This is a genomic window from Thermococcus chitonophagus, from assembly GCF_002214605.1.
Classification (GTDB): Archaea; Methanobacteriota_B; Thermococci; order Thermococcales; family Thermococcaceae; genus Pyrococcus; species Pyrococcus chitonophagus.
On the sequence record NZ_CP015193.1, the window covers coordinates 1,540,635 to 1,563,706 of the forward strand.

Genomic DNA, 23,072 nt, shown 5'->3' on the forward strand with positions numbered 1-23,072 from the left:
GGCGAAATTAAACGCTTAAAACAAGTGAAAGAGGCATACATTCGTGCTACTGAGAAGAGCAAAGACATAGATTCCATAAAAGAGGAATTGAAAAAAGAAGAATTGGAACTTGAATCATTAATGAAAGAACTTGACTCAAAAAACAAAGAGCTTAAAGACCTTGCATATTCTCAAGAAGAATTTGAAAAGATACAGAAAGAAGTTCAAAATCTTTCAGCAGAGGTTAGTAGATTAAAGGGTACATTATCTGAGAAAATTCAACAAAAGGAGAAACTTGAAACGGAGATTAAAGAATTACTGCATGATATTACTGAGTTGGAGAAACAGCTTCAAAAAATTGAAAAAATCCGGAAGTTCATAGCGGATTTAGAGCGTATTAGGGGTGCATACCACAAAGATGGGGTTCAAAAGCTCCTCCGCAAAAAGATTGCTCCAGTAATATCTGAATTAGCCACAAATTACATTGAGAGTTTCAATATGGACATAACAGACATTTACCTTTCTGAGGACTTTGATATTTCCGTTACTAAAAACTCTGTAGATGTTCCAATATCTCTCCTTAGTGGTGGTGAGAAAGTTGCTGTGGCTCTTTCGTTGAGATTAGCGATTGCGAGGGTTCTCGCAAGAAGGCTTTCAGTGGTAATAATGGATGAACCAACAACGCATTTAGATGAAGAAAGAAGGAGAGATTTAGTAGAAATTCTCGGAAAGTTCTTTAAAGCTGAGAATACAGTGCCACAAATAATTATTGTAACCCACCATAGAGAGCTTGAAGACGTGGCAGATACAGTGTACCTTGTCCAAAAGGTTGACGGAATTTCAAAAGTTATTGAAAGTTCTTCTTTGTAATTTCTAAATTTTTAGGTTTCGCTCTGGATTTCAACATGAATTTTGTTCCGAGTCGTTAACAGCATAACTAAATTTTAAGTTAAATAAACTCCAGTTCCTTATCTAATGGGACAAATATGATTTGCCTCATCTTTAACTGTTACAGTCAAGTTGTGTTATGTAATTTTCTGCATGGTGATGAGTTTGTATTATTAGAAAATATTTTAAACATTAAAATTACATACTTTTTTGGTGATCTAACATGAAAAAAGATGAGACTAAGGTAATTAGACTAACAGAAGACGCATACAATGCTCTTAGTAGACTACGAAAGAAGATTGTCGAACATGGCCAGAGAAGTTACTCCTACTCGGACATAGTGCTTACTGCAACTCTTCTTCTTGACAATGCAGTTGAACGTAATATTGCAAATGTCATGGACATAGTAACCATAGCAAAAGGGTTACGTCTTCAGAAATTAAGGGGAGAACTCCCAAAGAGCACCGATGTTTCTGAAGAGCTTAAAAAACACTTTCCTAACAGTGTTGATCAATTCACAACCCCAGTCAGCAAAATCATCTCATCAATAATTAAGCAACTCATTGAAAATGGTTATCCAGATGCTGCCAGTTATGTGTTATTTTTACACAAGGATAAGCTTTCACCAGAAGAATTTGTTCGACTGAGTGTCAAAACACTTGAAGCGCAAGTGCAAATGAAGATACGTGAAAAAGAACAATCCAGAGAGTAACCGATGACAACTGGTAAATTCCATGAGATTGGTTTGCTCAAGAAAACAAAAGATAATTAAGCCTCTTTACAAAGTACTTCACGAAGCTGGGATGAAAGGTGGGTTGTAACCGATGACAATGTCTCCGAGGAAAACGGTCTGTTTGGGAAATAAAGCCTAAAGAGGGGAGTTTAATGCGAGTAACCGATGATGAGTGTCATCCCTGCTGATTCGGGGTCGATGATGAGGTAAAGTCCCCACCTGAGGTGTTCCCAATGATATTTGGAATATTCAGGAAAAAGAAGAAAGTTTATGGACCTCCCGTATATCTAAGCGAGCCTACGATTTTGTACCACACGAGAACTGAGAAGGTTATACTTGAAATTATAGAGGAGAAACTTGGCTCAACCAACGTCATTCTGCCCTCAGATTATGGTATAAAAGATGTAAGCGACAAGATTAGGGATGTAGAGTACGTAGTTGCGGTTGCCATATATGGGAAGTTCTCTTCCTTAGTATGCAAAGAAGTTGAAAAAGCGAAAAGGTTCAACAAGAAAATATACACCCTAGATATCGCAAGCAAAAAGGAGGATTCCATAACCTACTACTTCGAAGAGGGTGTTCCGGAACATATAGAATGGCTTGATCCAGAGGAAACGAAAAAGTTCTTTGACGAGTTCCTGGGGGAGGATTTCATGGGAATAGCATTTAGGGGGTTCTTCTTAGGATACAGAAAAAATAAATGGTAGTCAAGAGCTTGAGCTGAGATACTCATGTATTGCTTTTGCTGCTTTCCTTCCGTCTCCCATAGCCAAGATAACGGTAGCTTCACCTCTAATTGCATCTCCACCAGCGAAAACTCCCGGGATGGAGGTCATTAGGTTCTCATCCACAATTATCCTGCCCCACTTATCAACCTTAAGCCCAGGAACGCTCTGGTAGAATATCTTGTTTGGAGTTTGGCCTATGGCTATTATCGCGGTATCGAACTCCATGGTAACTGTTTCCCCAGTGGGAATTGGCCTTCTCCTTCCACTCTCGTCGGGCTCGCCAAGCTTCATTTTCTCAAGCTCTATGGCCTTGAGGTTGCCGTTTTCGTCTCCAATGAACCTCTTTGGAGAAACTAAGAACATGAAATTTACTCCTTCTTCCTCAGCATGCTTTATTTCTTCCTCTCTCGCAGTCATTTCCTTCCTTGTCCTCCTGTAGAGGATCCAGACCTCCGCCCCTAACCTAAGGGCTGACCTCGCGGCATCCATGGCGGTGTTTCCTCCACCTATCACGGCAACCTTCTTCCCAACCTTTATTGGAGTGTCATATTCGGGGAACTCATAGGCCTTCATCAGGTTGACCCTCGTCAGGAATTCGTTGGCAGAATAGATGCCGTTAAGATTAACCCCAGGCCATGGGAATATTCTCGGTGTTCCTGCACCCGTTCCTATGAATATGGCATCGAACTCCTCTCTTAGCTCTTCAAATGTTATCGTTTTGCCCACGAGAACATTGGTCTCTATCTTAACGCCAAGCTCCTTAAGCTTCGCTAATTCCCTCTCAACTATCTCCTTCGGTAGCCTAAACTCTGGAATTCCGTAAATTAGAACTCCTCCGGGCTTGTGGAGTGCCTCGAATATCGTTACCTCATAGCCCATCTTCGCCAGCTCGGCTGCACATGTCAAGCCAGCAGGCCCAGCACCAATAACAGCAACCTTCTTACCATTTCTCTCTATCTCTCCAACTTGCTCCCTCAAGAGGTTCTCCTCAATTCCGTGTTCTCTTGCGTAATCTGCGACGAACCTTTCGAGTTTTCCTATGTTTACGGCATCTCCAACCTTTCCGACGACACAAACTCCCTCACACTGCTCCTCCTGAGGACAAACCCTACCCGTAATTGCGGGAAGAGAATTACAAGCCCAGATAATTTTTAACGCTTCCCTAACGGCCCTATCAGGATCATCCCTGTACTTCCTTAAGGCTCCGATGAATCCTGGGATGTCTATGTTAACAGGACATCCCTTAATACAGGGTGCATAATTCTTAGGACACTGCAAGCATCTCTCAGCTTCCTTTAAAGCCAATTCCCAAGTGTAGCCAAGATTAACTTCCTTGAAGTCCTTAATCCTCTCCTCAGGTGATCTTTCAGGAGTGGGAACCCTCTCCTTAATAAGCTTAGGCATTCAAATCATCCCCCTTTCTCTCTTCCACTTCTCAAAGCTTATTAACTCCAAATCTCTGTAGTAGGTCAACCTCTTCATTAGCTCGTCCCAATCAACCAGGTGAGCATCGAATTCCGGTCCATCGACACATGCAAACTTTATCTCTCCCCCTACCGTAACCCTACATGCTCCACACATTCCAGTTCCATCTACCATTATTGGATTCAGGCTAGCAACAGTCTTTATCCCGTAAGGTTTTGTGAGCTCCGCGACGGCCTTCATCATAACTACTGGACCGACTGCATGCACTAAGTCAATTTTCCTGCCCTCATCGATTAGCTTCTGGAGAGCGTGAGTTGTGAAACCCTTCATTCCATAGCTCCCGTCGTTTGTCGTTACTATCACCTCATCACTGACCTCTCTTAGTTTCTCCTCCCAGAAAACCAGATCCCTTGTTCTGAAACCTAGGATTGAAATCACGTAGTTACCAGCTTCTTTCATAGCCTTTGCAACTGGGTATATCTCGGCAACTCCAACTCCCCCTCCTACCATCACAACAGTTCCGAACTTGTCTATATGGCTTGGTTTTCCTAAGGGTCCCAGGAAGTCCAAAATGTAATCCCCCTCATTGTACGTGCCCAGCTCATGAGTTGTCTTTCCGACCTCCTGAACAACTATTGTAACTGAACCTTTACTTATGTCAACGTCGGCAATTGTCAAGGGTATTCTTTCACCCTTTTCGTGCAATCTTACGATCACAAACTGCCCTGGTTTGGCATGTTTGGCTACTCTTGGAGCCTCTATCTCAAAGAGATTGATGCCGGGAGCAAGCCGTTCTTTCCGTAAAATTTTGTACACTGGCATCACCTTTTAGAATTTCTATATTAGGTGTAATAAAAATTTCTTTCGGGGTATTCCACCATTTGTTCAAAACCCGGGGTTGTCAAAATGGCGTTTTGGAAACCCTTATCACCCTGTTTTATCAATAGAAAACACTAAGAGGGTGAATATTCATGAGGTACGTTAAGCTTTCTGCTGAAAACTTTTCCCCATTTTTTGAGGCCCTCAAAGAACTTGGCAAAATATATGGTCCAGTGAAACGTAACTCAACGTATACATTTGTACAAGTTGACAATGTTAAAGAGCTAAGCCTAGATTACACGAGAACAATACTCCCTCCCAAGAAGTTCTTCGTAAAACCCAGGGACAAGCTATTCAGACTAAAAAAGGAAAATTGGGAAGATATAAAGGATGGAGAGAGCTTTGTCCTCTTCGGAGTTCACTCATGCGACATCCACGGGCTCAAGATTCTAGATAAAGTCTACCTTGGAGATCCCCCAGACCCATACTACAAGTCGCGAAGGGAGAACGCGTTCATAGTTGGGATAAGCTGCATGCCCGATGAGTACTGCTTCTGCAAGAGCTTAGGCACGGATTTCGCTATGGACGGCTTTGACCTCTTCCTTCACGAGTTGCCAGATGGCTGGCTCGTCAGGGTAGGAAGCGTCAAGGGACATGAAGTAGTATGGGAAAACCAGGAGCTGTTTGAAGAAGTTACAGAGGAAGATCTAAAGCACTTCAAGGAATTCGAAGAGAAGAGAGCTAAGGCGTTCAAGAGGAGCCTAAACAAAGAGGGATTAGCAGATATACTTGATTTAGCTTTCAACAGTCAGGTGTGGAAGAAGTATGCTGAGAAGTGCTTAGGCTGTGGAAACTGCACCCTTGTTTGTCCAACGTGCAGATGCTATGAGGTCTGCGACAACTGGATTAGAGCTTATGAAGCCGTGAGGGAGAGGAGATACGATTCATGCTTCATGCCCACACATGGGTTAGTTGCGGGAGGCCACAACTTCAGGCCTACCCGATTGGACAGATTTAGGCACCGCTACTACTGCAAGAGCTACTTTGATCCTTCTGCAGGCTTCAACTGTGTTGGCTGTGGCAGGTGTGATGAATTCTGTCCGGCGAGAATAGAGCACGTAAGGGTTCTTGAGGAGGTTCGGGAGGGATTGTTATGAACCCGTATCAAAGCTACGATGCCAAGATAATCGAGATTAGAGAGCTCACATCGAGGGAAAAGCTCTTTACCCTCCGCTTCACCGACAGGGAAGTTGAAGAAGGCTTTACCTTCAAGCCCGGACAGTTCGTGATAGTCGACCTGAGGGGCTACGGAGAGTTTCCTATTAGTCTCTGCTCCCCACCAACGAGGAAGCCGATACAGCTCTGCATAAGGAGGGCTGGAAGATTAACTAGGTTCATTCACAAATTTGGGGAAGGAGATTCAGTAGGAATAAGGGGACCTTACGGCAACGGCTTTCCGCTGGAGAAGATGGAGGGAGCAAACCTCATCTTGGTGGCCGGCGGTTTAGGAATGGCCCCATTACGCTCCGTCCTGTGGTACGCAATTGACACTGGCAAATTCGAGAAGATATACCTCTTCTACGGGACGAAGAGCTATGAGGATATACTCTTTAGGGACGAGATAATTTACCTGCTTAAGCACGGAGAAAAGCTCAACTGCCACGTTAAACTCGCTTATGAAGTTGAAACTCCCTCATGCATCTACCTCGAAAAGGGGTTCTCGGAGAAGGTGTGCAAGGGAGTTGTTACGGACTTATTCAGGGGAGAAGAGTTCGACGTTAACAACTCTTATGCATTAATTTGTGGTCCGCCTGTTATGTACAAGTTCGTGATTAGGGAGCTTCTGGATAGAGGACTCTCCCCAGGAAGAATATACATGACCCTCGAGAGGAGGATGAAGTGCGGAATTGGAAAGTGCGGTCATTGTGTCGTTGGAACAAGTGTTTCTATGAAGTACATCTGCAAAGACGGGCCCGTCTTCACTTACTGGGATGCACTCTCAACGAGGGGGTTGATATGATGAAGTTGGCCATTTTCGAGCTTACCGACTGTGGAGGTTGTGCCCTCAACGTACTCTTCCTGTACGATAGGCTATTTGATATCCTCGAGTTCTACGAGATAGTCGAGTTTCACATGGCGAGCTCAAGCAGGAGTAAGGAGAAGGTCGATGTAGCCCTTGTAACTGGTACCGTTTCAACGCAGAGAGATCTCGAAGTTCTTAGGGAGGCTAGGAATAGGAGTGAGTACCTGATAGCCCTGGGAACCTGCGCAACCCACGGTAGCGTTCAAGGGAGCGTTGAGAATGCGAAGGAGGCATTTAGACGAATATACGGACATGTTAAGGGGCCGACGAAAGTTCTCGAGCCAAGGCCAATAACTGAGTACGTCCCCGTTGACTTCGCAATTCCGGGATGTCCATACAATAAGGAGGAAATGTTCCAGGTTTTGATGAACCTAGCAAGGGGAGTGGAGCCAGTTGCAAAGGACTACCCTGTCTGCCTTGAGTGCAAGCTCAACGAGTACGAGTGCGTCCTCTTGAAGAAGGGTATCCCATGTCTTGGACCTGTAACGGCTGGAGGGTGCAATGCCCAGTGTCCAGCCCTGGGGTTAGGATGCATAGGGTGTAGGGGGCCTTCAATGGATGCAAACGTTCCTGGACTCGTTGAGGTTCTGAAGGAGATCCTGCCAGAGGAAGAAATTGCAAGGAAGCTTAGGACGTTCACGAGGTGGTAGTCATGATAATAGAGCTTGACGAATTCACAAGGGTTGAAGGAATAGGAAAAGCCGAGATAGTTATTGAAGATGGAACGGTTAAGGAAGCGAGGGTTAAGATACTCGAGGGGCCAAGATTTTTTGAAGTCCTAACGTTGGGGAGGAGCTACTGGGATGTCCCCGATCTTGAAGCAAGGATATGTGCGATCTGCTATATATCCCACTCAATAGCATCGGTGAGAGCAATAGAAAATGCTCTTGGGATAGAAGTTCCATCCACAGTTGAGAAGTTAAGGGAGCTAGCCCTGTGGGGGGAGATAATAGAGAGCCACGCCCTACACCTCTACCTATTGGCGTTGCCTGATGTTTTCGGATATCCTGATGCAATCTCAATGGTCTCAAGGCACGGAGAGCTAATAAAGGAAGGGCTGACGATAAAGGCCCTCGGCAACACTATAAGGGAGCTTCTTGGAGGGAGGGAAATTCATGGAATAAACATAAAACCCGGAGGCTTCGGAAGGTACCCCAGGGAAGAAGAGCTCGAGGGGATAGCAAGGCACGCAAGGTCACTCGTTAGGTTTGCCAGGAGGATAGTCGGAGTTTTCGCGTCGCAGGATCCCAGGGGAGCTAAGGTGGATATCCCAATGGCGACTGAAGACTACCTCTGGGGGAGCGAGCTGATAATCGGAGAGGATAAGGGGCAATATACAGAGCTCGACGAAGTTCCCGTGAGCTATAGCTTTGCCAAGCACACTTACTACAAGGGCAAACCGATATTTGTAGGTGCACTGGCAAGGCTACTTCTAAAAGACATCCACGGAGAGGCAGAAAGACTGCTGAAAACGTACAAAGAGAAAATCGAGAGCAAGTACGTCATCTACAACAACTTGGCCCAGGCTATAGAGCTCGTCTATGCCTTGGAGAGGGTTGCAGAGCTTGGAGAAGAGCTCGCAAGCGAAGGAGTAGAGGAAGGCTTAGTTGAGCCAGAAGAGAAGAGCGGGGAAGGTATTGGGTATGTTGAGGCCCCAAGGGGAGTGCTCGTCCACCACTACAGAATCGAAGACGGCAGGGTTGTGTGGTCAAACACTATTACACCAACTGCGTTCAATCAAGGAATAATGGAGCTGAGCCTACTTGAAGATGCCAGAAAGATGTATGGTCTGCTCCCAGAAGACTCCTTAAAGAGGAAGCTAGAGGAAGTTGTTAGGGCCTTCGATCCGTGCATCTCCTGCTCAGTACATTTCGTCAAGCTTTAGGCTTAAATTTTTATATTTTTGAGCGAACATTTCCCTGGGATAGCCATGTTCTACAACAGGGAAAAGGAACTATCCACACTCAGAACTTTCGTTGAGAGCGAGCCAAATACAATTTTCTTCATTTATGGCCCGATAAACTCGGGCAAAACGACACTACTAATGGAATTTTCTAAGAGACTTCCTGAGGATTTCGTTCCATTCTATATAACCCTCAGGTGGCCCAGTTCCAAAAGCTCTGCTGAGGGAGGTAATTGGAAACCACGAGAACGCTTTCTCCTTATATAATTGCGACGTTCAGGAAGACGGGAAAATTAAAAATCGTAAATTCTAAATCTTAGATGAGCCCCAGAAAGCTGAAAGTCTAAAAATAAATGGCCCACACCTTATTAATAAATGACCCCTAAATAGCCTTCCAGTTTTACATTTTTCTTTTGAAAGCTTCGCCCTTTAGGGCGGGGATGTAGTAATTGAGAGTTTTGGTTTTTTTCAGGCCAAACCCTTTTGTACCTCGATAGCGTAATAGGGCCCGAAAAGGAGTCACTCCAAGAGAGTCTTTAGAGCGGGTTTCGCGTGTCCTCCCGCCATCGGGAGGAAGACTCCAATAGGCGTCCTCTCAAAATTGCTCCCTTGCGGGTGGTCTTCCAGTGATAACTGCCTGCTTGGGCGGGTAGGGGTAACTTTAGGCCGGCCTGTGAGCTGAGCTGAAACTCGCGACGGGAGTAGGTGATGGGCCCGCAAACCAATGAACCCCCTGAAGGGTGGGGTAATGACGCCCAAGAGGAACCCCCACCCTTCAGGACGAGGAAGAGGCCAGTCAGCTCGAATCCTGTAATATTATATCTCACAATGAATACTACTCAGACGGACTCGGAAAATCCTTTTCCTGTGCCTTTATCTTCTAAATTACTAGTTATTAGAGCACTATCGTTTTCTCCCCTGTATAAAGGTTATCAGTAGCACTCCTGCAGAAACTGTACTTAGAATTCTGAGGAAGAGTTCAACAATAGATGAAGAGGAAGTGAGCTTCCAATATATTAAGAGCTCGTACAAGTCTCTAGCAGACATGAAAAGTGGTGTAATAACTGCCCATGTACGGTAGTCTCTAAATCCTCTACGCTTTATGGAAGTGATCGTAAAATACAAGAAGAGGGGAAATAGAGCAGAGGACAAAATGTCTCCCAAATTCACGGTTCCTCACCTTATACAGGTTCAACAGATTCAGATGTACATATGTTGGTCCAATAACTAAAGCATTTTGCACAGTCCCCATGGATACCACCAATCGTAGCTAAGCATGCACTGCAAGCTTCAATGTTTAGTTTTTTAGCTAAAAGACTTTCGGCACACTTAATGCAGTTTATAACCCCAGATACTATTGATGGCGCACATGACGTAGCTGCACACCACCAATCTATATCTTGCGGATATGAAATGCATATCATAATTAAGTCCATTACTATGGTTGCCCCAGTTGCTTTATGCTGGTTGTATTCTGGTAGGTTGGTCTTTACCAACTGTGAGAGGCGCCTGAGCTCGTAAGCGCTCCTAGTCCAGAGCCACTTGGTCTCGTCGTTCCTATGCAGTTTTAGGAGGACTTCATTAAGAGTCCAGTAGTACTCTGAGAGAGTCAAGTTCTCGGCTGTGAGGACTATGTCACCGACGGGGAGGGCTTTGTCCTCCCTCGGTGCAATGTTTATTCCAGTAATAAAAGCCTTGTATTCTCCAGTCTCGGGGTCTGTGAAAATCCTAGTGATGAGGGTAAAGTTATACTGACTCCTCTCCGTGCGATAAACGAGGACATACATCATGTAGTTAAATGTCTCGTTGTGGAAGTTGATTTCCAGGAACAACAGCTGCTTGCCCTTTCCAGTCACGTTGTAAAGCGTGACTACGGAAGTATTTAACTTTACAATCAAGCTACATGAGCTCGCATTACAACTGTTGCAACAGGAGCAGGAGGAGTTAGTTAAGTTTGCAAAGTTAATGGTCTTGTCTACCCAGGTCACGTTCATCTGGAGCCTATACTTCTCATCGTGCCATGCAACGACAGCCCTGCGGAAGGTTATGCTGGAGTTACCTGGATTCATTGCTGCCACCTGTGGTGTAAAAACTACTCGAGTACTTAACACTAAAAATGCCACTAAAAGGCTAAGTATGATTCTCTTCCACCTTATTCTCGTTCCCCTACTAAATAGTTTCAAGAATATGTTAGACGATGATTATATAAGCATTTTCCTCCATAAGTTGTATATTGGACAATGCTTTGCTTTTCTAAAAATACTTACATCAAAGCAAAATAGTAGAGAGCACTACTTAACTCGAAGATAATCCAAATTAGGAAATGGCACATAGAATTCTTTTCGGAATCTTTATAACTCCCTTTAGGCTGGGGGAGAATGTCGGACTCGTTTTGCAACTACAAAAGCCTCCCACCATTGGAGGATTGAAAAAAGAAGTTAAGCTCTACCTCAGAAACTTCTGGAGATTCACTTGAAACTTCCTTTGGATAGGAACCATAGGTTCCAAAAACACCTAAAAGTCCAGCCGGGGAAGGGTAAAATAGGTGAGAAGAATGTGCTTGGCCGTTCCTGGGAAGGTTGTGGAAATTAAAGGCAACGTTGGAATAGTGGATTTTGGGGGCGTTAAAAGGGAGGTAAGGTTAGATTTACTCCCTGACGTCAAGGTTGGCGATTACGTGATAGTTCACACCGGCTTTGCAATAGAGAAGCTCGACGAGGAGAGAGCAAGGGAGATACTTGAAGCGTGGGAGGAAGTTCTCTCAGCTCTGGAGGGATAGCCATGCTCGAGAAGTTCAGGGACAGGCAGATCGCCCAAAGTATAGTTAGGAAGATATATGAGGAAGCAAGGGAAATGGAAGAGCTAAGGTTCATGCACGTCTGTGGAACGCATGAGGATACAGTAACAAGGGCAGGCATAAGATCCCTCCTCCCCGAGAACGTCAAGATTATGAGCGGACCGGGCTGTCCAGTCTGCATAACCCCGGTTGAAGATATAGTGAAGATGATGGAGATAATGAGGCAGGCCTACGAAGAGGGAGAAAAAATAATCATGACGACCTTTGGGGACATGTACAGAATTCCTACGCCAAGAGGAAGCTTCGCCGATTTGAAGAGCGAAGGATACGATGTTAGGGTCGTTTACTCAATTTACGACGCCTACAAAATCGCCAAAGAAAATCCTGACAAGTTAGTCGTCCACTTTTCACCTGGCTTTGAGACTACAACGGCTCCAGCCGCGGGAATGCTAAACGCCATTGTGGAAGAAGATCTAGAGAACTTCAAGATTTATTCAGTCCACAGGCTAACCCCTCCAGCCGTTGAAGCCTTGGTAAAGGCAGGAACAAGGTTCCATGGGCTAATTGATCCTGGGCACGTCTCCACGATAATTGGCGTTAGGGGATGGGCTCACATAACCGAAAAGTACGGCATTCCCCAGGTAGTTGCCGGCTTTGAGCCCGTTGATATGCTACTTGCAATACTCATGCTCATAAGGATGGTGAAGAAAGGAGAGGCGAAGATACTCAACGAGTACAGCAGGGTCGTGAAGTGGGAAGGAAACGTTAAGGCCCAAGAGCTAATTGACAAGTTCTTCGAAGTCAGGGATGCGAAGTGGAGGGCCCTTGGAGTAATCCCGAAGAGCGGGCTTGAGCTCAGGAAAGAGTGGAGGGAGTTAGAGATAAGGACTTACTACAATCCGGAAGTTCCAAAGCTTCCCGATTTGGAGAAGGGTTGCCTTTGCGGAGCTATCCTCAGGGGCCTGGCCCTACCTCCCCAGTGCCCGCACTTCGGCAAGACCTGCACTCCAAGGCACCCCATAGGGCCCTGCATGGTTTCCTATGAGGGCACGTGCTCGATATTCTACAAGTATGGGGCACTCTTCTGATCTTTATTCAAATTTTTGTTCAAAAATTTTATACAGCAGTGCTCCTTAATGTACCAAGGTGATAAATTATGGAGGGGGATGTTGAAGAGGAGGAAGAGAGTTACATAGGTACAGCTTTAAAAGCGTTTAGAATCATTTTGGGGAATCCAATAGCTAGAGCTCTTCTAAAGCCTTCTTTGAAGAAATACAAAATAAACAACAGAGAGTTACCTGCTCTTTATTGGGCCCTAAGCATATATGCAGGGAAAGTTATCAATGCTCCTATGGTCATACGATTCCAGGCTGAAACACTAAAAGTCCTCCTCAAATTAGGTATAAAGCTTGCACGGGGCGACGAGGAAGTTGTGAAGGAGGCACTACTTAAATACCCGCATATTAGAAGAGGAATATGGGTTGTTTTAGAGGGGATAGCGAAATATGGGATAACAGTCCCACAGAGACTTGCAGGCCCATTTTTGATAGTCTGGAACTTGACTAACATGTGTAACTTCAAGTGTATACACTGCTACCAGAGAGCCGACAAACCCTTGCCAGATGAACTTTCCTTAAGGGAAAAGTTGGATCTTGTTGATCAGCTAGACAAGGCCGGAGTTGCCGCGGTTGCCTTAAGTGGAGGAGAACCCACAATTCACCCTCACTTCCTCAGAGTAGTGCATGAATTGTCGTCGAGAGGCATACACACTTCGGTGGCAACTAATGGGTGGACTTTTGCAAAGATCGAAGAGCTAGAAAAAGCCGTGAAGGCGGGAATAAAGTACGTTGAAGTTAGTGTAGATTCAGCAGATCCTGAAAAGCATGATAAATTTAGAGGAATTCCCGGAGCATGGGAGCACGCGATAAGGACCCTTGAAAATGCAGTCAAGCTGGGAGTAAGCCATGGCATGGCAACAATAATGAGCAGGGAAACGTTTTACGAAATAGATGACATCCTAGATCTAGCTGAGAACATTGGAGTAAAAAGAGTTATATTCTTCAACTTTATCCCAACTGGAAGGGGAAGAGAAAGCATTAACTTAGATTTAACCCCTGAAGAAAGAGAGGAGTTCATGAAGGAAGTTTACCATCAGATGAAAAAGAGAAATCTCGAGATACTGACAACGGCTCCTCAATACGCTAGAGTAACGTTATTGATGAGTAAGGGCAGAACTGTAACTCCTGCACACTTTTATCTCGGAGAAAATTCTTCCGTTAAAGTGCTAGCGGAGTTTATAGGGGGATGCGGGGCTGGGAGAATATACGCGGGAATAGAGCCGGACGGTACAGTTGTGCCATGTGTCTTCCTCCCAATTCCAGTTGGCAATGTTAGAACCAGGCCCTTTAAAGAGATATGGAAAACGAGCAGGATCTTCAATATCCTTAGAGACAGAGATAGCTGGGAGGGAAATTGCGGGAGATGCCCGTATAAATATATATGCGGTGGTTGCAGGGCAAGAGCATATCACTACACCCTAGATATAACTGGTGATGACCCCGGGTGTATAATAAACAAGAGGCTTTGGAACAGCGTACTAGAACATGGAATTCCAAAAGGATTATGCGAAGTCAGCTGGGTTGATGAAGTTCCAGTGCTTAGAAAGCCCATACTCAACGTGCCAAGGCACTATGCTGAAGTCGAGAGTACTAGTGTCCCACTACCTGGGCATACTACCGGGAAACTAGTCCACGCATAGTCTTCAACCGATAGTTAAAAACTCCCCTCTCGTTCCCAACTTTTGGTTTTAGAAACGTATAAAGCTTTCAATTTCGTAAAACATTCGGGGGAGGGAATGAAGGCATACAGGATTCACGTTCAAGGAATAGTCCAGGCTGTAGGATTTAGGCCCTTCGTGTACAGGATAGCTCACGCTCACAACTTGAGGGGCTATGTGAGGAATTTGGGAGATGCAGGGGTTGAGATAGTCGTTGAAGGGAAAGAGAAGGATATTGAGGCATTTTTAAATGACTTATATAGGAAGAAGCCGCCCTTAGCGAAGATAGAGAAAGTCGTCAGGAAAGAAATCCCAGTTCAGGGCTTTGATAGATTTTACATTGAAAAGAGCTCCACGGAAAAGAAGGGAGAGGGGGATTCAATAATCCCCCCAGATATAGCCATCTGTGAAGATTGCCTAAGGGAGCTGTTTGATCCAAACGATAAGAGGTTTATGTATCCGTTCATAGTCTGCACTAACTGCGGGCCAAGGTTCACGATTATAGAGGATCTACCCTACGACAGGGAGAACACGGCGATGAGAGAATTCCCAATGTGCGACTTCTGCAGGAGCGAGTATGAGGATCCCCTAAACAGGAGGTACCATGCTGAGCCAGTTGCATGCCCGACCTGCGGGCCGAGCTACAGGCTCTACACCTCCACGGGAGAAGAGATAATTGGAGATCCCCTAAGGAGGGCGGCAAAGCTGATAGATAAGGGGTACATAGTGGCGATAAAGGGCATCGGCGGAATTCACCTAGCCTGTGATGCCACAAGGGAAGATGTTGTTGCTGAGCTGAGGAAAAGACTTTTCAGGCCGCAGAAGCCCTTCGCAATAATGGCCAAGGATTTGGAGACCGTTAAAACATTCGCCTACGTAACCGAGGAAGAAGAGGAAGAGCTAACGAGCTACAGGAGGCCAATAGTGGCACTGAGGAAGAAAGAGCCCTTCCCGCTTCCCGAGAACCTTGCCCCAGGACTCCACACCATTGGAGTCATGTTGCCCTACGCGGGAACACACTACATCCTCTTCCACTGGTCGAAGACCCCCGTTTACGTCATGACATCCGCAAACTTCCCTGGGATGCCGATGATAAAGGACAATGATGAGGCCTTTGAAAAGCTAAAGGACGTTGCGGACTATTTGCTACTCCACAACAGGAAAATCCCGAATAGAGCCGATGACAGCGTAGTGAGGTTCGTCGATGGGAGGAGGGCGGTGATCAGGAGGTCAAGAGGATTCGTCCCCTTACCAATCGAGATACCCTTCGAGTACAAAGGACTAGCTGTAGGGGCCGAATTAATGAACGCTTTTGGAGTGGTAAAAGGCAATAGGGTTTATCCGAGCCAGTACATAGGGAACACATCAAAGATTGAAGTCCTTGAATTCATGAGGAAGGCAATAGCCCACTTTAGAAAGATCCTCAGGGTTTCAGGGTTTGATCTGATTATAGCTGACCTGCACCCATCTTACAACACCACGAAGCTCGCCATGGAGATAGCCGAGGAAACGAATGCAGAACTGCTCCAAGTCCAGCACCACTACGCTCATATAGCCTCGGTTATGGCCGAGCACGGGCTTGAAGAGGTTGTTGGGATAGCCCTAGATGGTGTCGGCTACGGAACCGACGGAAAGACTTGGGGTGGAGAGGTTATTTACCTCAGCTACGAAGACGTGGAGAGGCTAGCTCATATAGAATACTATCCCCTCCCCGGCGGGGATCTCGCGAGCTATTACCCGTTGAGGGCCCTAATAGGAATCTTAAGCGAAATGTATGAGCTTGATGAAGTGAGAAAAATAATTGAGAGATTCTGCCCGAAGGCGATTGAAAGCCTAAAGTACGGGAGGGTAGAGTTCAACGTAATATTCAACCAGCTCGCTAGGGGAATTAACGTGGCTTACGCCTCTTCAACAGGAAGGGTTCTCGATGCTTTTGCGGTCCTATTGAATGTCGCCTACAGGAGGCACTACGAGGGAGAGCCGGCGATGAAGCTTGAGAGCTTTGCCTTCAAGGGGAAGAACGACCTGAGGCTCAAGGTCCCAGTAGAGGGGGAGGAGATAGAAATTACCGAGCTGTTCAGGGAAGTTCTTGAACTAATGGATAAAGCAAACCCGGCGGATATTGCCTACTCAGTCCACCTCGCCCTGGCGAGGGCCTTCGCGGAGCTTGCCGTTGAGAAGGCCAAGGAGTTCGGAGTTAAGGGAGTTGCAATGAGCGGGGGAGTTGCCTACAATGAGCTCATAGTCAAGACCGTAAGGAAGTTCGTTGAGGCCCATGGGCTGAGATTCTACTCAACCTACGAAGTTCCGAGAGGAGACAACGGGATAAACGTTGGGCAAGCATTCCTCGGGGGGCTGTACTTGGAGGGCTACCTCAACAGTGAAGACTTGATGATGTGATGTGCTGTCAATGATCTATGACTTATATTTACTTCCCAAGTATGCCCTCACCAAGGGAAAAGGTCAGAGAGACAGGTAGGGCATTACGCATGTTGCCTAGAGAAGAGTTGACAAGGATAGTCATGTTTGAAGGGGTATTGAAGTAGTAAATGGCCAGCATGATGTTTATATAACCGTGTGGACAGGGAAGTTATTGAGCCCGTGAGAAGTGGTAATGAGCGGGCAATGAACCCGCAATTCATGAAGCCCCGTTGGGGGCGAAGTGGGCGGGCTTTGTCATATTACTCCTTTCTTATAGTCTTACTGAGGTTACCTTGAGATTAGAGGTTATAGAATAAGTCTGCTCCTTTTAGTATTGTAAAGGCCTCATATTTTACACCCCAAAGGTCAAGGAATTCCTTAAACTTGTATGTATGCTGGATTGGAATTAAAATTACCCACGCCCCCAACTGCAATCCGTTCAGTTCCTTTAGCAGGCCACTCATCATGTCCCTTCCCTTCAAGGCATATTGGAATTTCACTCTTTCCTTTCTTTCCAAGCCGTCAAGAGTAAAGCGGAAGAGTGTGTAAGCCTTCCCATTCATGAGCTCTGCCACGGGCTTTTCCTTAGTGAGTGAGTAGCCTTCCACTATTATACCAAGGCTGGCTAAGTTGTTGGAATCAAAGAGCTCTTCGAGGCTTATGATCCTAACGTCAAGCCTTTCCCTTGGAATAACTCCACTCAATTTCCTCTTCAATTCAAGAACAAGTTCCCTAGCTTTCATGGCAGGAAGTTTTGTTTTGGTTAGTATCATCAGATCTATATCATTTGGATTGGGTTTTCCGAGGACTGTTGAGCCATAGAGGATTACGTCAAAGACTTCCTCATGCTCACTAACAAATTCCACAACATGGGTTTTCAAGGCTGTTAGTTCGTCTGATATGGCATGAAAATATTCAGAGGAGGGAATTGAGTTTGTGAACGTCATTCTTCAGCACCTCCACCCATTCTTTTGTGGCTCTCATAAAGTAGGCTTTGCGATAGTTGTTGAAGTGGAAGTCTACAATGTCTATAGATTTCCGGATATTTCTCTTCTAGGATCCTGAAGCGTTCGGCGTGGTTTCTTGGGAGTCTGCCAGTGTCTCTAAGGATTATGTAGTCACAGATCGCTACAAGAGCTTTGAAATAGAGGTTTAGGACTGAATTATAGTGCCCTTTGTTAAAGAGATAGTCGGCATCTTCAAGGTACTCCTTGATGTTGGACCTAAGCTCATCAAGATTTACCATTCACTACACCCGTTATCATGATAACAATTCTCACTTTTTCTTTTGTTGTTGTTATCATGATAACCCCCTGTTAGCTTTGATATTTAGATATATGATTTCATTCTCATTCCATTATCACGGTCGTTTTACCTTGATTTTTATCTAGCTATATTTTGGTGCATTCCTAACGTTGGCTAACGTTGGGCCTCTCTCCTTATCGAAGAACATTTCCACTCTCCAACTAAAAAGGAAATCCAAAACTTTATGAATTTACCTCAGGAGAGACCTTCGATGAACATAATAAGCTTCATAAACAGGCTCAAGGAGCTCGTTGAAATTGAGAGAGAAGCTGAAATAGAGGCAATGAGGCTAGAGATGAGAAGGTTAAGTGGGGCTGAAAGGGAGAAGGTTGGGAGGGCCATTCTCAACCTGAACGGGAAGATCGTTGGGGAGGAGCTCGGCTATTTTCTCGTGAAGTATGGGAGGAGTAGGGAGATAAAGACCGAGATAAGCGTTGGCGATTTAGTCGTTATAAGCAAGAGGGACCCCTTAAAGAGCGATCTCGTTGGTACTGTAGTTGAGAAGGGGAAGAGGTTCATTGTTGTGGCCTTAGAAACGGTTCCAGAATGGGCCCTAAAAGATGTGAGGCTTGATCTGTACGCCAACGACATAACGTTCAAAAGGTGGCTAGAAAACCTTGACAGGGTAAAGAAGGCCGGCAAAAAAGCACTAGAGTTCTACCTGGGCTTGGATGAGCCCTCAAAGAGTGAGGAAGTTGAATTCGAGCCTTTCGATAAGAGCCTCAATCCTGCCCAAAGGAGGGCTATATCAAAAGCCCTGGGGAGTGAGGACTTCTTCTTAATTCACGGCCCCTTCGGGACAGGAAAGACCAGGGCATTGGTCGAGCTGATAAGGCAGGAGGTTAAGAGGGGAAACAAGGTCCTCGCAACGGCCGAAAGCAACGTTGCAGTTGATAACTTGGTAGAGAGGCTCGCCAAAGAGGGCGTTAAGATAGTTAGGGTGGGCCACCCGAGCAGGGTCTCGAGGGAGCTTCACGAGACGACCTTAGCTTACCTGATAACCCAGCACGAGCTCTACGGTGAGCTTAGGGAACTGAGGGTCATAGGGCAGAGCTTGGCTGAGAAGAGAGATACCTACACTAAGCCGACTCCAAAGTTCAGGAGGGGATTGAGTGATTCGGAAATTCTAAAGCTCGCCGAGAGGAAGAGGGGAGCGAGGGGATTATCGGCGAGGCTCATCAGGGAGATGGCGGAGTGGATAAAGCTGAACAGGCAGGTCCAGAAGGCTTTCGAAGACGCTAGGAAGCTTGAGGAGAGGATAGCGAGGGACATAATCAGGGAAGCGGATGTAGTGCTAACGACTAACTCCTCGGCGGCACTGGAGGTTGTCGATTACGATAGCTACGATGTTGCAATAATAGACGAGGCAACCCAGGCAACGATCCCCAGCATCTTGATCCCACTGAATAAGGTCGAGAGGTTCATCTTGGCTGGAGATCATAAACAACTACCGCCAACGATACTTAGCTTAGAGGCCCAGGAACTATCTAAAACTTTGTTTGAGGGATTAATTGAGAGGTACCCCTGGAAGAGCGAGATGCTTACGGTTCAGTACAGGATGAACGAGAGGATAATGGAGTTCCCGAGCAGGGAGTTCTATCAGGGCAGAATCATGGCCGATGAAAGGGTTAAAGGAATTACGCTGAGGGATCTCGGGGTTGATGTTGAATTAAAGGATCCCTGGGCTGAGGTTATAAACCCGGAGAACGTTGTGGTGTTCATTGATACTTCGAAGATCGAGAACAGGTGGGAGAGGCAGAGGAGGGGAAGCGAGAGCAGGGAAAATCCCTTGGAGGCCAAGATAGTTGCTGAAGTCGTGAAGAAACTTTTGAAGGTAGGAGTTAAGCCTGAATGGATCGGGGTTATAACCCCATATGATGACCAGAGGGATCTAATAAGCATGAGCGTCCCTGAGGAGATAGAGGTTAAGACCGTGGACGGCTATCAGGGAAGGGAGAAGGAGGTAATAATTCTGTCCTTCGTCAGGTCAAATAGAGCTGGGGAGATAGGATTTCTTAAGGATCTGAGGAGGTTAAATGTCTCGCTGACGAGGGCCAAGAGGAAGCTGATAATGATTGGGGATTCAAGCACTTTGAGCAGTCACGAGACGTACAAAAGGCTGATAGAGCATGTAAAAGAGAAAGAGAGGTTGATTGATGCAAGGAAGTTGATTTAGCTTTCCCTGGGAGTCGCAATATCTTTGAGCTCTTCTTGAATTTTGTCAATCTTCTTCATTTCGATGGTGATAATATCCGTTAATGCTTTCAAAACTTCCTTGCTAACTTCAATTACGTTTTCTGGGAAGCCAAGACTAATTATTATTCTCCCTTTTAGGGGGCTTATACTCACATCTATTTTAAGTTTCCTCTCATCTTCCTTCTTTATAGAGCTCCTCAAAAGATCTCTAAGCTCATAAAAAGGCCACAGAATTTCGGAGTTTTTATATTTGAGCCTGAGAGATGGTCCAGAGGTATAAACATCAACACCAAGTTCCTCTCGAGGGTATACTAAAAGTTTGTATCCAGCGGCATCCCTTTTCACTTTGTATTCCCAGAACACTTCATTCCTTCCCACAGGTCTCACCTCCTCTTGGGTATGAGATATCAACTCCCTAACTACTTCCTCCACACCTTCTTTTCCCAAGCTGAGAAGGATATCGCTCGCAGCTATTTCCCTGAGCCTGTTTTCTATTTCATCTTTAACATCCTCTGGCAACCTCTCCAAAAGCTTTCTTATCTTCACGATGTCATAAGAAACTTTCCAATAGTTGGCTCTCTTGTCCCTGCTAGTGTATTCCTTCCACCATAATGGATCACTCCTCCCAACGATGTCGCTTATAATCTCTGAGAGTTTCTTAAACAGATAGAAGTACCTCTCATGTTTAGGGTGATTACTGGGCAAGTTGCAAAGAGCATTGTCACATCTGTCCATAATCTCTGCAAGAATTTCAAAAACTTCTTCACTAACCATAAACTTCACCATAGAAATAACAAGCCCCTAGTTAGTTAAAAATATATTCCTGGAACATAGAAGTTTAAGGTGCCCAAGTAGTGAAGACAATGAGAATAACTATCCTGGGTAATATTGCTTTAAGAACTATAAAGCTATACACAGACTAATATGGAGGGATGAGGAGGTGTTAGTACTCAATACTCAACACCCGAAGGCATTAGATTATCTCCTTGGGATTAGTGGGAGTTTCATCGCTGCTTTCCTATAAACAGGATCAACAAAGTAGTAAACTCCTGTATCTTCGTCTTTCTCAACGATAAAAAGACCCTCCGTTAAAGTAGTTAGCAACCTACTTAAGGCATCCTCGGAAATTCCAGTACTAACCATATCACTCCATGACGCTCCAAGTGCCAATAACTTGATAACTTCCCTCGCTTTGGGGCTTCTTCCCTTTAGCAAACTCTCCAACTCCTTCTCCGCCTCTTTAACTGCTTTGTCAATTGTAGTTTTTAGAGCAACCCTGTGATCTTTCTCTATATACCTTTTAACTCCGTACAAGTTCAACCACCCAGGTAACGTGCCAAGTTGCTTTATTGCTTCTCTAATCTCCCATTCTTGGTACTCTATCTTAAGCTTCTTGAACCCCGTTTTTAGAAAATCCTCCGCCGTAGTCTCTTTCCAAGGAGCAAGTCGTATATCAATTGGAGGGCGTCCAAACATGGCCTCCCTGTACGTTGACTCAAACATTTTCTTTACAATACCGGAATATGAGCCAGTGAAAATAACGATTAACGAAGGATTTTCGTTAAACACAGAGCCAAGAACTTTAAGAAAATGGTGGACTCCTTGATTTATGCTCTGGACTTCATCAAGAATGAGTATAGTATTGTTAAGCTTAGCTAGTGCATCCGAAAGGATTTTTCTAGCTGGGCTGTTCTTCTTTAGTTTAATAGAGACTCCCACTTTAGTCGTGGAAATGGAAATTCTGGAAATATACTGTGAAAGAGACGTCAAGAGTGATTTTGGAAGTCTTGCAAGTATCTTTTCAGTGGCTTGTCTAAAAGTTTCAGTATCTCTCAGATCAACCAAAACTACTTTGTACTTGTTCTTTTTAGCAAATACATTAGCTCCAGCTAACGCTAAACTTGTTTTCCCAACCATTCTTGGGCCAAGAATTGCTACCCAGCTACCTGCCTCCAGAGCCCTTAGTAATTTCCTTATATCTTCCTCCCTTCCAAACAACTGGTCAGGTGTTGTTCTAGGTCTCTGGTCGAAGAATATGGACTTACGCATTGATACCCCCCGAAGTACTTCGGGGGGTATCAACCTATAAAAATCTTTCCTTCATTTAAAAGCCCATTGCCGGGTTCTTTAAACCAATAAACCCATCTGTAGGGAGATTATAAAAAGGGCAAAGAAACGGCAAAATACAAAAATCATAGAATAAACCAATGTTTTACCCAAATTAAGCCACTAGAGGCAATAGATTAAATGGAAAGAATAAATGTAAGTTTGTGCTAGGGTCAAGAGCTTGCTGAGCTATTTTTTGGCTTCCTTAGCCTTGGAATAGGAATTAGCTCTTTCTTGTCTATGTCAATTGTGAAAACCTTAACTCTATCTCCGTATCGTTCCTTCACATATTTTGCAAATTCAACTAGCTCTTTCCTTAGTAACATCGCCGAGTAGGGAGGAATAACTATCCATAAGTTGGGCCCATATTCGAGCCTTGTTTCGATGTCATGTCTCAACTTTAATAGGGGCACTGGTTCCCCATATAGAGTCTCGACTTCTATTGCAAGGTTTTGGGAACTAACGTAGACATCAAGTCTAATACTCCCCAGGGAAAATTCTGTCTCTATGCTCCTTTTTCCCTTTTCCAAGTCCTTAAATGGTATCTCGAGTTTGTTGTGTAAGTATTCAACCACAAATACCTTTTGGCCATCGTCGAGGTCATGAAGCACAGGAAGATTCGCAAGTGAAAACAGGAGAGAAAGGAAGTCAAGGTATTGTAGGCTCCAAGGAGAGACTTAGGCTTTTATACCTCTTCTTCATATTCTTGGCCATGGGGTGGAGGGTTGCGAGAAACCTCCTGCTGACTGGGCTTTTCTTCAAGTTGCTGGGAGACTACATGGCAGTGCGGGAGTTTAGAATCGCGGGTGCATTATTTGCCCTTTTTGGTATAGGGGTTGGGGTAGTATCGCTTTTTTTTGGGTACTGAGAAATGAATGTCATGCCAGGCTGTATATGGACATATTTCTCTGGA

22 protein-coding genes are annotated in these 23,072 nt (G+C 45.1%); 14 read left to right on the forward strand and 8 right to left on the reverse strand.

Annotated features, from left to right (window positions below):
* Positions 1–24 precede the first annotated feature (24 nt).
* From A3L04_RS08625 to A3L04_RS08635, 3 genes are all read left to right on the forward strand, one after another.
* Entirely contained in the window at positions 25–849 is an 825-nt protein-coding gene (locus A3L04_RS08625) for an AAA family ATPase (RefSeq protein ID WP_157092412.1), read from the forward strand.
* Positions 850–1,090: 241 nt separating this feature from the next.
* Entirely contained in the window at positions 1,091–1,579 is a 489-nt protein-coding gene (locus A3L04_RS08630) for a hypothetical protein (protein WP_068577231.1), read from the forward strand.
* 254 nt (positions 1,580–1,833) lie between these two features.
* Entirely contained in the window at positions 1,834–2,307 is a 474-nt protein-coding gene (locus A3L04_RS08635; RefSeq protein WP_172799784.1) for a hypothetical protein, read from the forward strand.
* On the opposite strand, the gene gltA is transcribed toward A3L04_RS08635, so the two are convergent.
* The gene (gene gltA / locus A3L04_RS08640; protein ID WP_068577233.1) at positions 2,308–3,732 is read right to left on the reverse strand and encodes an NADPH-dependent glutamate synthase; all 1,425 of its coding nucleotides are present in this window, start codon (positions 3,730–3,732) and stop codon (positions 2,308–2,310) included.
* Positions 3,733–4,569, reverse strand: coding sequence for a sulfide/dihydroorotate dehydrogenase-like FAD/NAD-binding protein (locus A3L04_RS08645; RefSeq protein ID WP_068577235.1), 837 nt, complete (start codon positions 4,567–4,569; stop codon positions 3,733–3,735).
* Positions 4,570–4,724: 155 nt separating this feature from the next.
* Here A3L04_RS08645 and shyB point away from each other — a divergent pair, with 155 nt between their 5' ends.
* The 5 genes from shyB to A3L04_RS08670 are packed head-to-tail and all read left to right on the forward strand — an operon-like array spanning position 4,725 to position 8,825.
* Positions 4,725–5,729 (forward strand): NAD(P)-dependent hydrogenase/sulfhydrogenase 2 subunit beta, encoded by a 1,005-nt coding sequence (gene shyB, locus A3L04_RS08650; protein WP_068577238.1) that lies wholly within the window; start codon positions 4,725–4,727, stop codon positions 5,727–5,729.
* Positions 5,726–6,592, forward strand: a complete 867-nt coding sequence (shyC, locus tag A3L04_RS08655; RefSeq protein WP_068577240.1) for an NAD(P)-dependent hydrogenase/sulfhydrogenase 2 subunit gamma — start codon at positions 5,726–5,728, stop codon at positions 6,590–6,592. Before shyB ends, shyC begins: the two co-directional genes overlap by 4 nt.
* Entirely contained in the window at positions 6,592–7,305 is a 714-nt protein-coding gene (gene shyD, locus A3L04_RS08660; protein WP_068579510.1) for an NAD(P)-dependent hydrogenase/sulfhydrogenase 2 subunit delta, read from the forward strand. The genes shyC and shyD overlap by 1 nt, the downstream gene beginning before the upstream one ends.
* A gap of 2 nt (positions 7,306–7,307) precedes the next feature.
* Positions 7,308–8,540, forward strand: a complete 1,233-nt coding sequence (gene shyA, locus A3L04_RS08665) for an NAD(P)-dependent hydrogenase/sulfhydrogenase 2 subunit alpha (protein ID WP_068577242.1) — start codon at positions 7,308–7,310, stop codon at positions 8,538–8,540.
* An 18-nt stretch (positions 8,541–8,558) separates the two neighbouring features.
* Positions 8,559–8,825: an ATP-binding protein gene (locus tag A3L04_RS08670; protein WP_231963864.1), complete on the forward strand. Its 267-nt coding sequence runs from the start codon at positions 8,559–8,561 to the stop codon at positions 8,823–8,825.
* A gap of 914 nt (positions 8,826–9,739) precedes the next feature.
* Here A3L04_RS08670 and A3L04_RS08680 read toward each other — a convergent pair.
* Positions 9,740–10,627, reverse strand: a complete 888-nt coding sequence (locus tag A3L04_RS08680) for a hypothetical protein (protein WP_231963865.1) — start codon at positions 10,625–10,627, stop codon at positions 9,740–9,742.
* 485 nt (positions 10,628–11,112) lie between these two features.
* Here A3L04_RS08680 and A3L04_RS08685 point away from each other — a divergent pair, with 485 nt between their 5' ends.
* The 4 genes from A3L04_RS08685 (at position 11,113) to hypF (ending at position 16,531) form a co-directional block, all read left to right on the forward strand.
* Positions 11,113–11,337 carry a HypC/HybG/HupF family hydrogenase formation chaperone gene (locus A3L04_RS08685; RefSeq protein WP_068577248.1) on the forward strand — a complete coding sequence of 75 codons (225 nt, stop codon included), beginning with the start codon at positions 11,113–11,115 and terminating at the stop codon, positions 11,335–11,337.
* 2 nt (positions 11,338–11,339) lie between these two features.
* Positions 11,340–12,443, forward strand: a complete 1,104-nt coding sequence (gene hypD / locus A3L04_RS08690; protein WP_068577250.1) for a hydrogenase formation protein HypD — start codon at positions 11,340–11,342, stop codon at positions 12,441–12,443.
* A gap of 68 nt (positions 12,444–12,511) precedes the next feature.
* Complete coding sequence (locus A3L04_RS08695) at positions 12,512–14,113, forward strand: radical SAM/SPASM domain-containing protein (RefSeq protein WP_068577252.1); 1,602 nt, start codon at positions 12,512–12,514, stop codon at positions 14,111–14,113.
* Positions 14,114–14,209: 96 nt separating this feature from the next.
* Complete coding sequence (gene hypF, locus A3L04_RS08700; RefSeq protein WP_068577254.1) at positions 14,210–16,531, forward strand: carbamoyltransferase HypF; 2,322 nt, start codon at positions 14,210–14,212, stop codon at positions 16,529–16,531.
* A gap of 320 nt (positions 16,532–16,851) precedes the next feature.
* Here hypF and A3L04_RS08705 read toward each other — a convergent pair whose 3' ends face one another.
* On the reverse strand, positions 16,852–17,499 hold the full coding sequence (locus A3L04_RS08705; protein WP_068577256.1) for a nucleotidyltransferase domain-containing protein: 648 nt from the start codon (positions 17,497–17,499) through the stop codon (positions 16,852–16,854).
* Positions 17,496–17,798: a hypothetical protein gene (locus A3L04_RS08710; protein WP_231963866.1), complete on the reverse strand. Its 303-nt coding sequence runs from the start codon at positions 17,796–17,798 to the stop codon at positions 17,496–17,498. Before A3L04_RS08710 ends, A3L04_RS08705 begins: the two co-directional genes overlap by 4 nt.
* 270 nt (positions 17,799–18,068) lie before the next feature.
* Here A3L04_RS08710 and A3L04_RS08715 point away from each other — a divergent pair, with 270 nt between their 5' ends.
* Positions 18,069–20,033 carry an IGHMBP2 family helicase gene (locus tag A3L04_RS08715; RefSeq protein ID WP_068577258.1) on the forward strand — a complete coding sequence of 655 codons (1,965 nt, stop codon included), beginning with the start codon at positions 18,069–18,071 and terminating at the stop codon, positions 20,031–20,033.
* Here the strand turns inward: A3L04_RS08715 and A3L04_RS08720 are convergent.
* The 3 genes from A3L04_RS08720 to A3L04_RS08730 form a co-directional block, all read right to left on the reverse strand.
* Complete coding sequence (locus tag A3L04_RS08720) at positions 20,030–20,839, reverse strand: hypothetical protein (protein ID WP_157092413.1); 810 nt, start codon at positions 20,837–20,839, stop codon at positions 20,030–20,032. The genes A3L04_RS08715 and A3L04_RS08720 overlap by 4 nt on opposite strands.
* A gap of 192 nt (positions 20,840–21,031) precedes the next feature.
* Positions 21,032–22,102, reverse strand: a complete 1,071-nt coding sequence (locus A3L04_RS08725; RefSeq protein WP_068577262.1) for an AAA family ATPase — start codon at positions 22,100–22,102, stop codon at positions 21,032–21,034.
* A gap of 230 nt (positions 22,103–22,332) precedes the next feature.
* On the reverse strand, positions 22,333–22,734 hold the full coding sequence (locus tag A3L04_RS08730; RefSeq protein ID WP_068577264.1) for a hypothetical protein: 402 nt from the start codon (positions 22,732–22,734) through the stop codon (positions 22,333–22,335).
* Positions 22,735–22,784: 50 nt separating this feature from the next.
* Between A3L04_RS08730 and A3L04_RS08735 the strand changes: the two genes are divergently transcribed.
* Positions 22,785–23,027, forward strand: coding sequence for a hypothetical protein (locus tag A3L04_RS08735; protein WP_068577266.1), 243 nt, complete (start codon positions 22,785–22,787; stop codon positions 23,025–23,027).
* Positions 23,028–23,072: the final 45 nt, after the last annotated feature.

Excerpts from the sequence above, each read along its gene's own strand:
- A3L04_RS08630 (WP_068577231.1), top strand. The coding sequence starts at position 1,091 with ATGAAAAAAGATGAGACTAAGGTAATTAGACTAACAGAAGACGCATAC.
- A3L04_RS08635 (WP_172799784.1), top strand. The coding sequence starts at position 1,834 with ATGATATTTGGAATATTCAGGAAAAAGAAGAAAGTTTATGGACCTCCC.
- gltA (WP_068577233.1), bottom strand. The coding sequence starts at position 3,732 with ATGCCTAAGCTTATTAAGGAGAGGGTTCCCACTCCTGAAAGATCACCT.
- shyB (WP_068577238.1), top strand. The coding sequence starts at position 4,725 with ATGAGGTACGTTAAGCTTTCTGCTGAAAACTTTTCCCCATTTTTTGAG.
- shyC (WP_068577240.1), top strand. The coding sequence starts at position 5,726 with ATGAACCCGTATCAAAGCTACGATGCCAAGATAATCGAGATTAGAGAG.
- shyD (WP_068579510.1), top strand. The coding sequence starts at position 6,592 with ATGAAGTTGGCCATTTTCGAGCTTACCGACTGTGGAGGTTGTGCCCTC.
- shyA (WP_068577242.1), top strand. The coding sequence starts at position 7,308 with ATGATAATAGAGCTTGACGAATTCACAAGGGTTGAAGGAATAGGAAAA.
- A3L04_RS08680 (WP_231963865.1), bottom strand. The coding sequence starts at position 10,627 with ATGAATCCAGGTAACTCCAGCATAACCTTCCGCAGGGCTGTCGTTGCA.
- A3L04_RS08685 (WP_068577248.1), top strand. The coding sequence starts at position 11,113 with ATGTGCTTGGCCGTTCCTGGGAAGGTTGTGGAAATTAAAGGCAACGTT.
- hypD (WP_068577250.1), top strand. The coding sequence starts at position 11,340 with ATGCTCGAGAAGTTCAGGGACAGGCAGATCGCCCAAAGTATAGTTAGG.
- A3L04_RS08695 (WP_068577252.1), top strand. The coding sequence starts at position 12,512 with ATGGAGGGGGATGTTGAAGAGGAGGAAGAGAGTTACATAGGTACAGCT.
- hypF (WP_068577254.1), top strand. The coding sequence starts at position 14,210 with ATGAAGGCATACAGGATTCACGTTCAAGGAATAGTCCAGGCTGTAGGA.
- A3L04_RS08705 (WP_068577256.1), bottom strand. The coding sequence starts at position 17,499 with ATGACGTTCACAAACTCAATTCCCTCCTCTGAATATTTTCATGCCATA.
- A3L04_RS08710 (WP_231963866.1), bottom strand. The coding sequence starts at position 17,798 with ATGGTAAATCTTGATGAGCTTAGGTCCAACATCAAGGAGTACCTTGAA.
- A3L04_RS08715 (WP_068577258.1), top strand. The coding sequence starts at position 18,069 with ATGAACATAATAAGCTTCATAAACAGGCTCAAGGAGCTCGTTGAAATT.
- A3L04_RS08720 (WP_157092413.1), bottom strand. The coding sequence starts at position 20,839 with ATGGTGAAGTTTATGGTTAGTGAAGAAGTTTTTGAAATTCTTGCAGAG.
- A3L04_RS08725 (WP_068577262.1), bottom strand. The coding sequence starts at position 22,102 with ATGCGTAAGTCCATATTCTTCGACCAGAGACCTAGAACAACACCTGAC.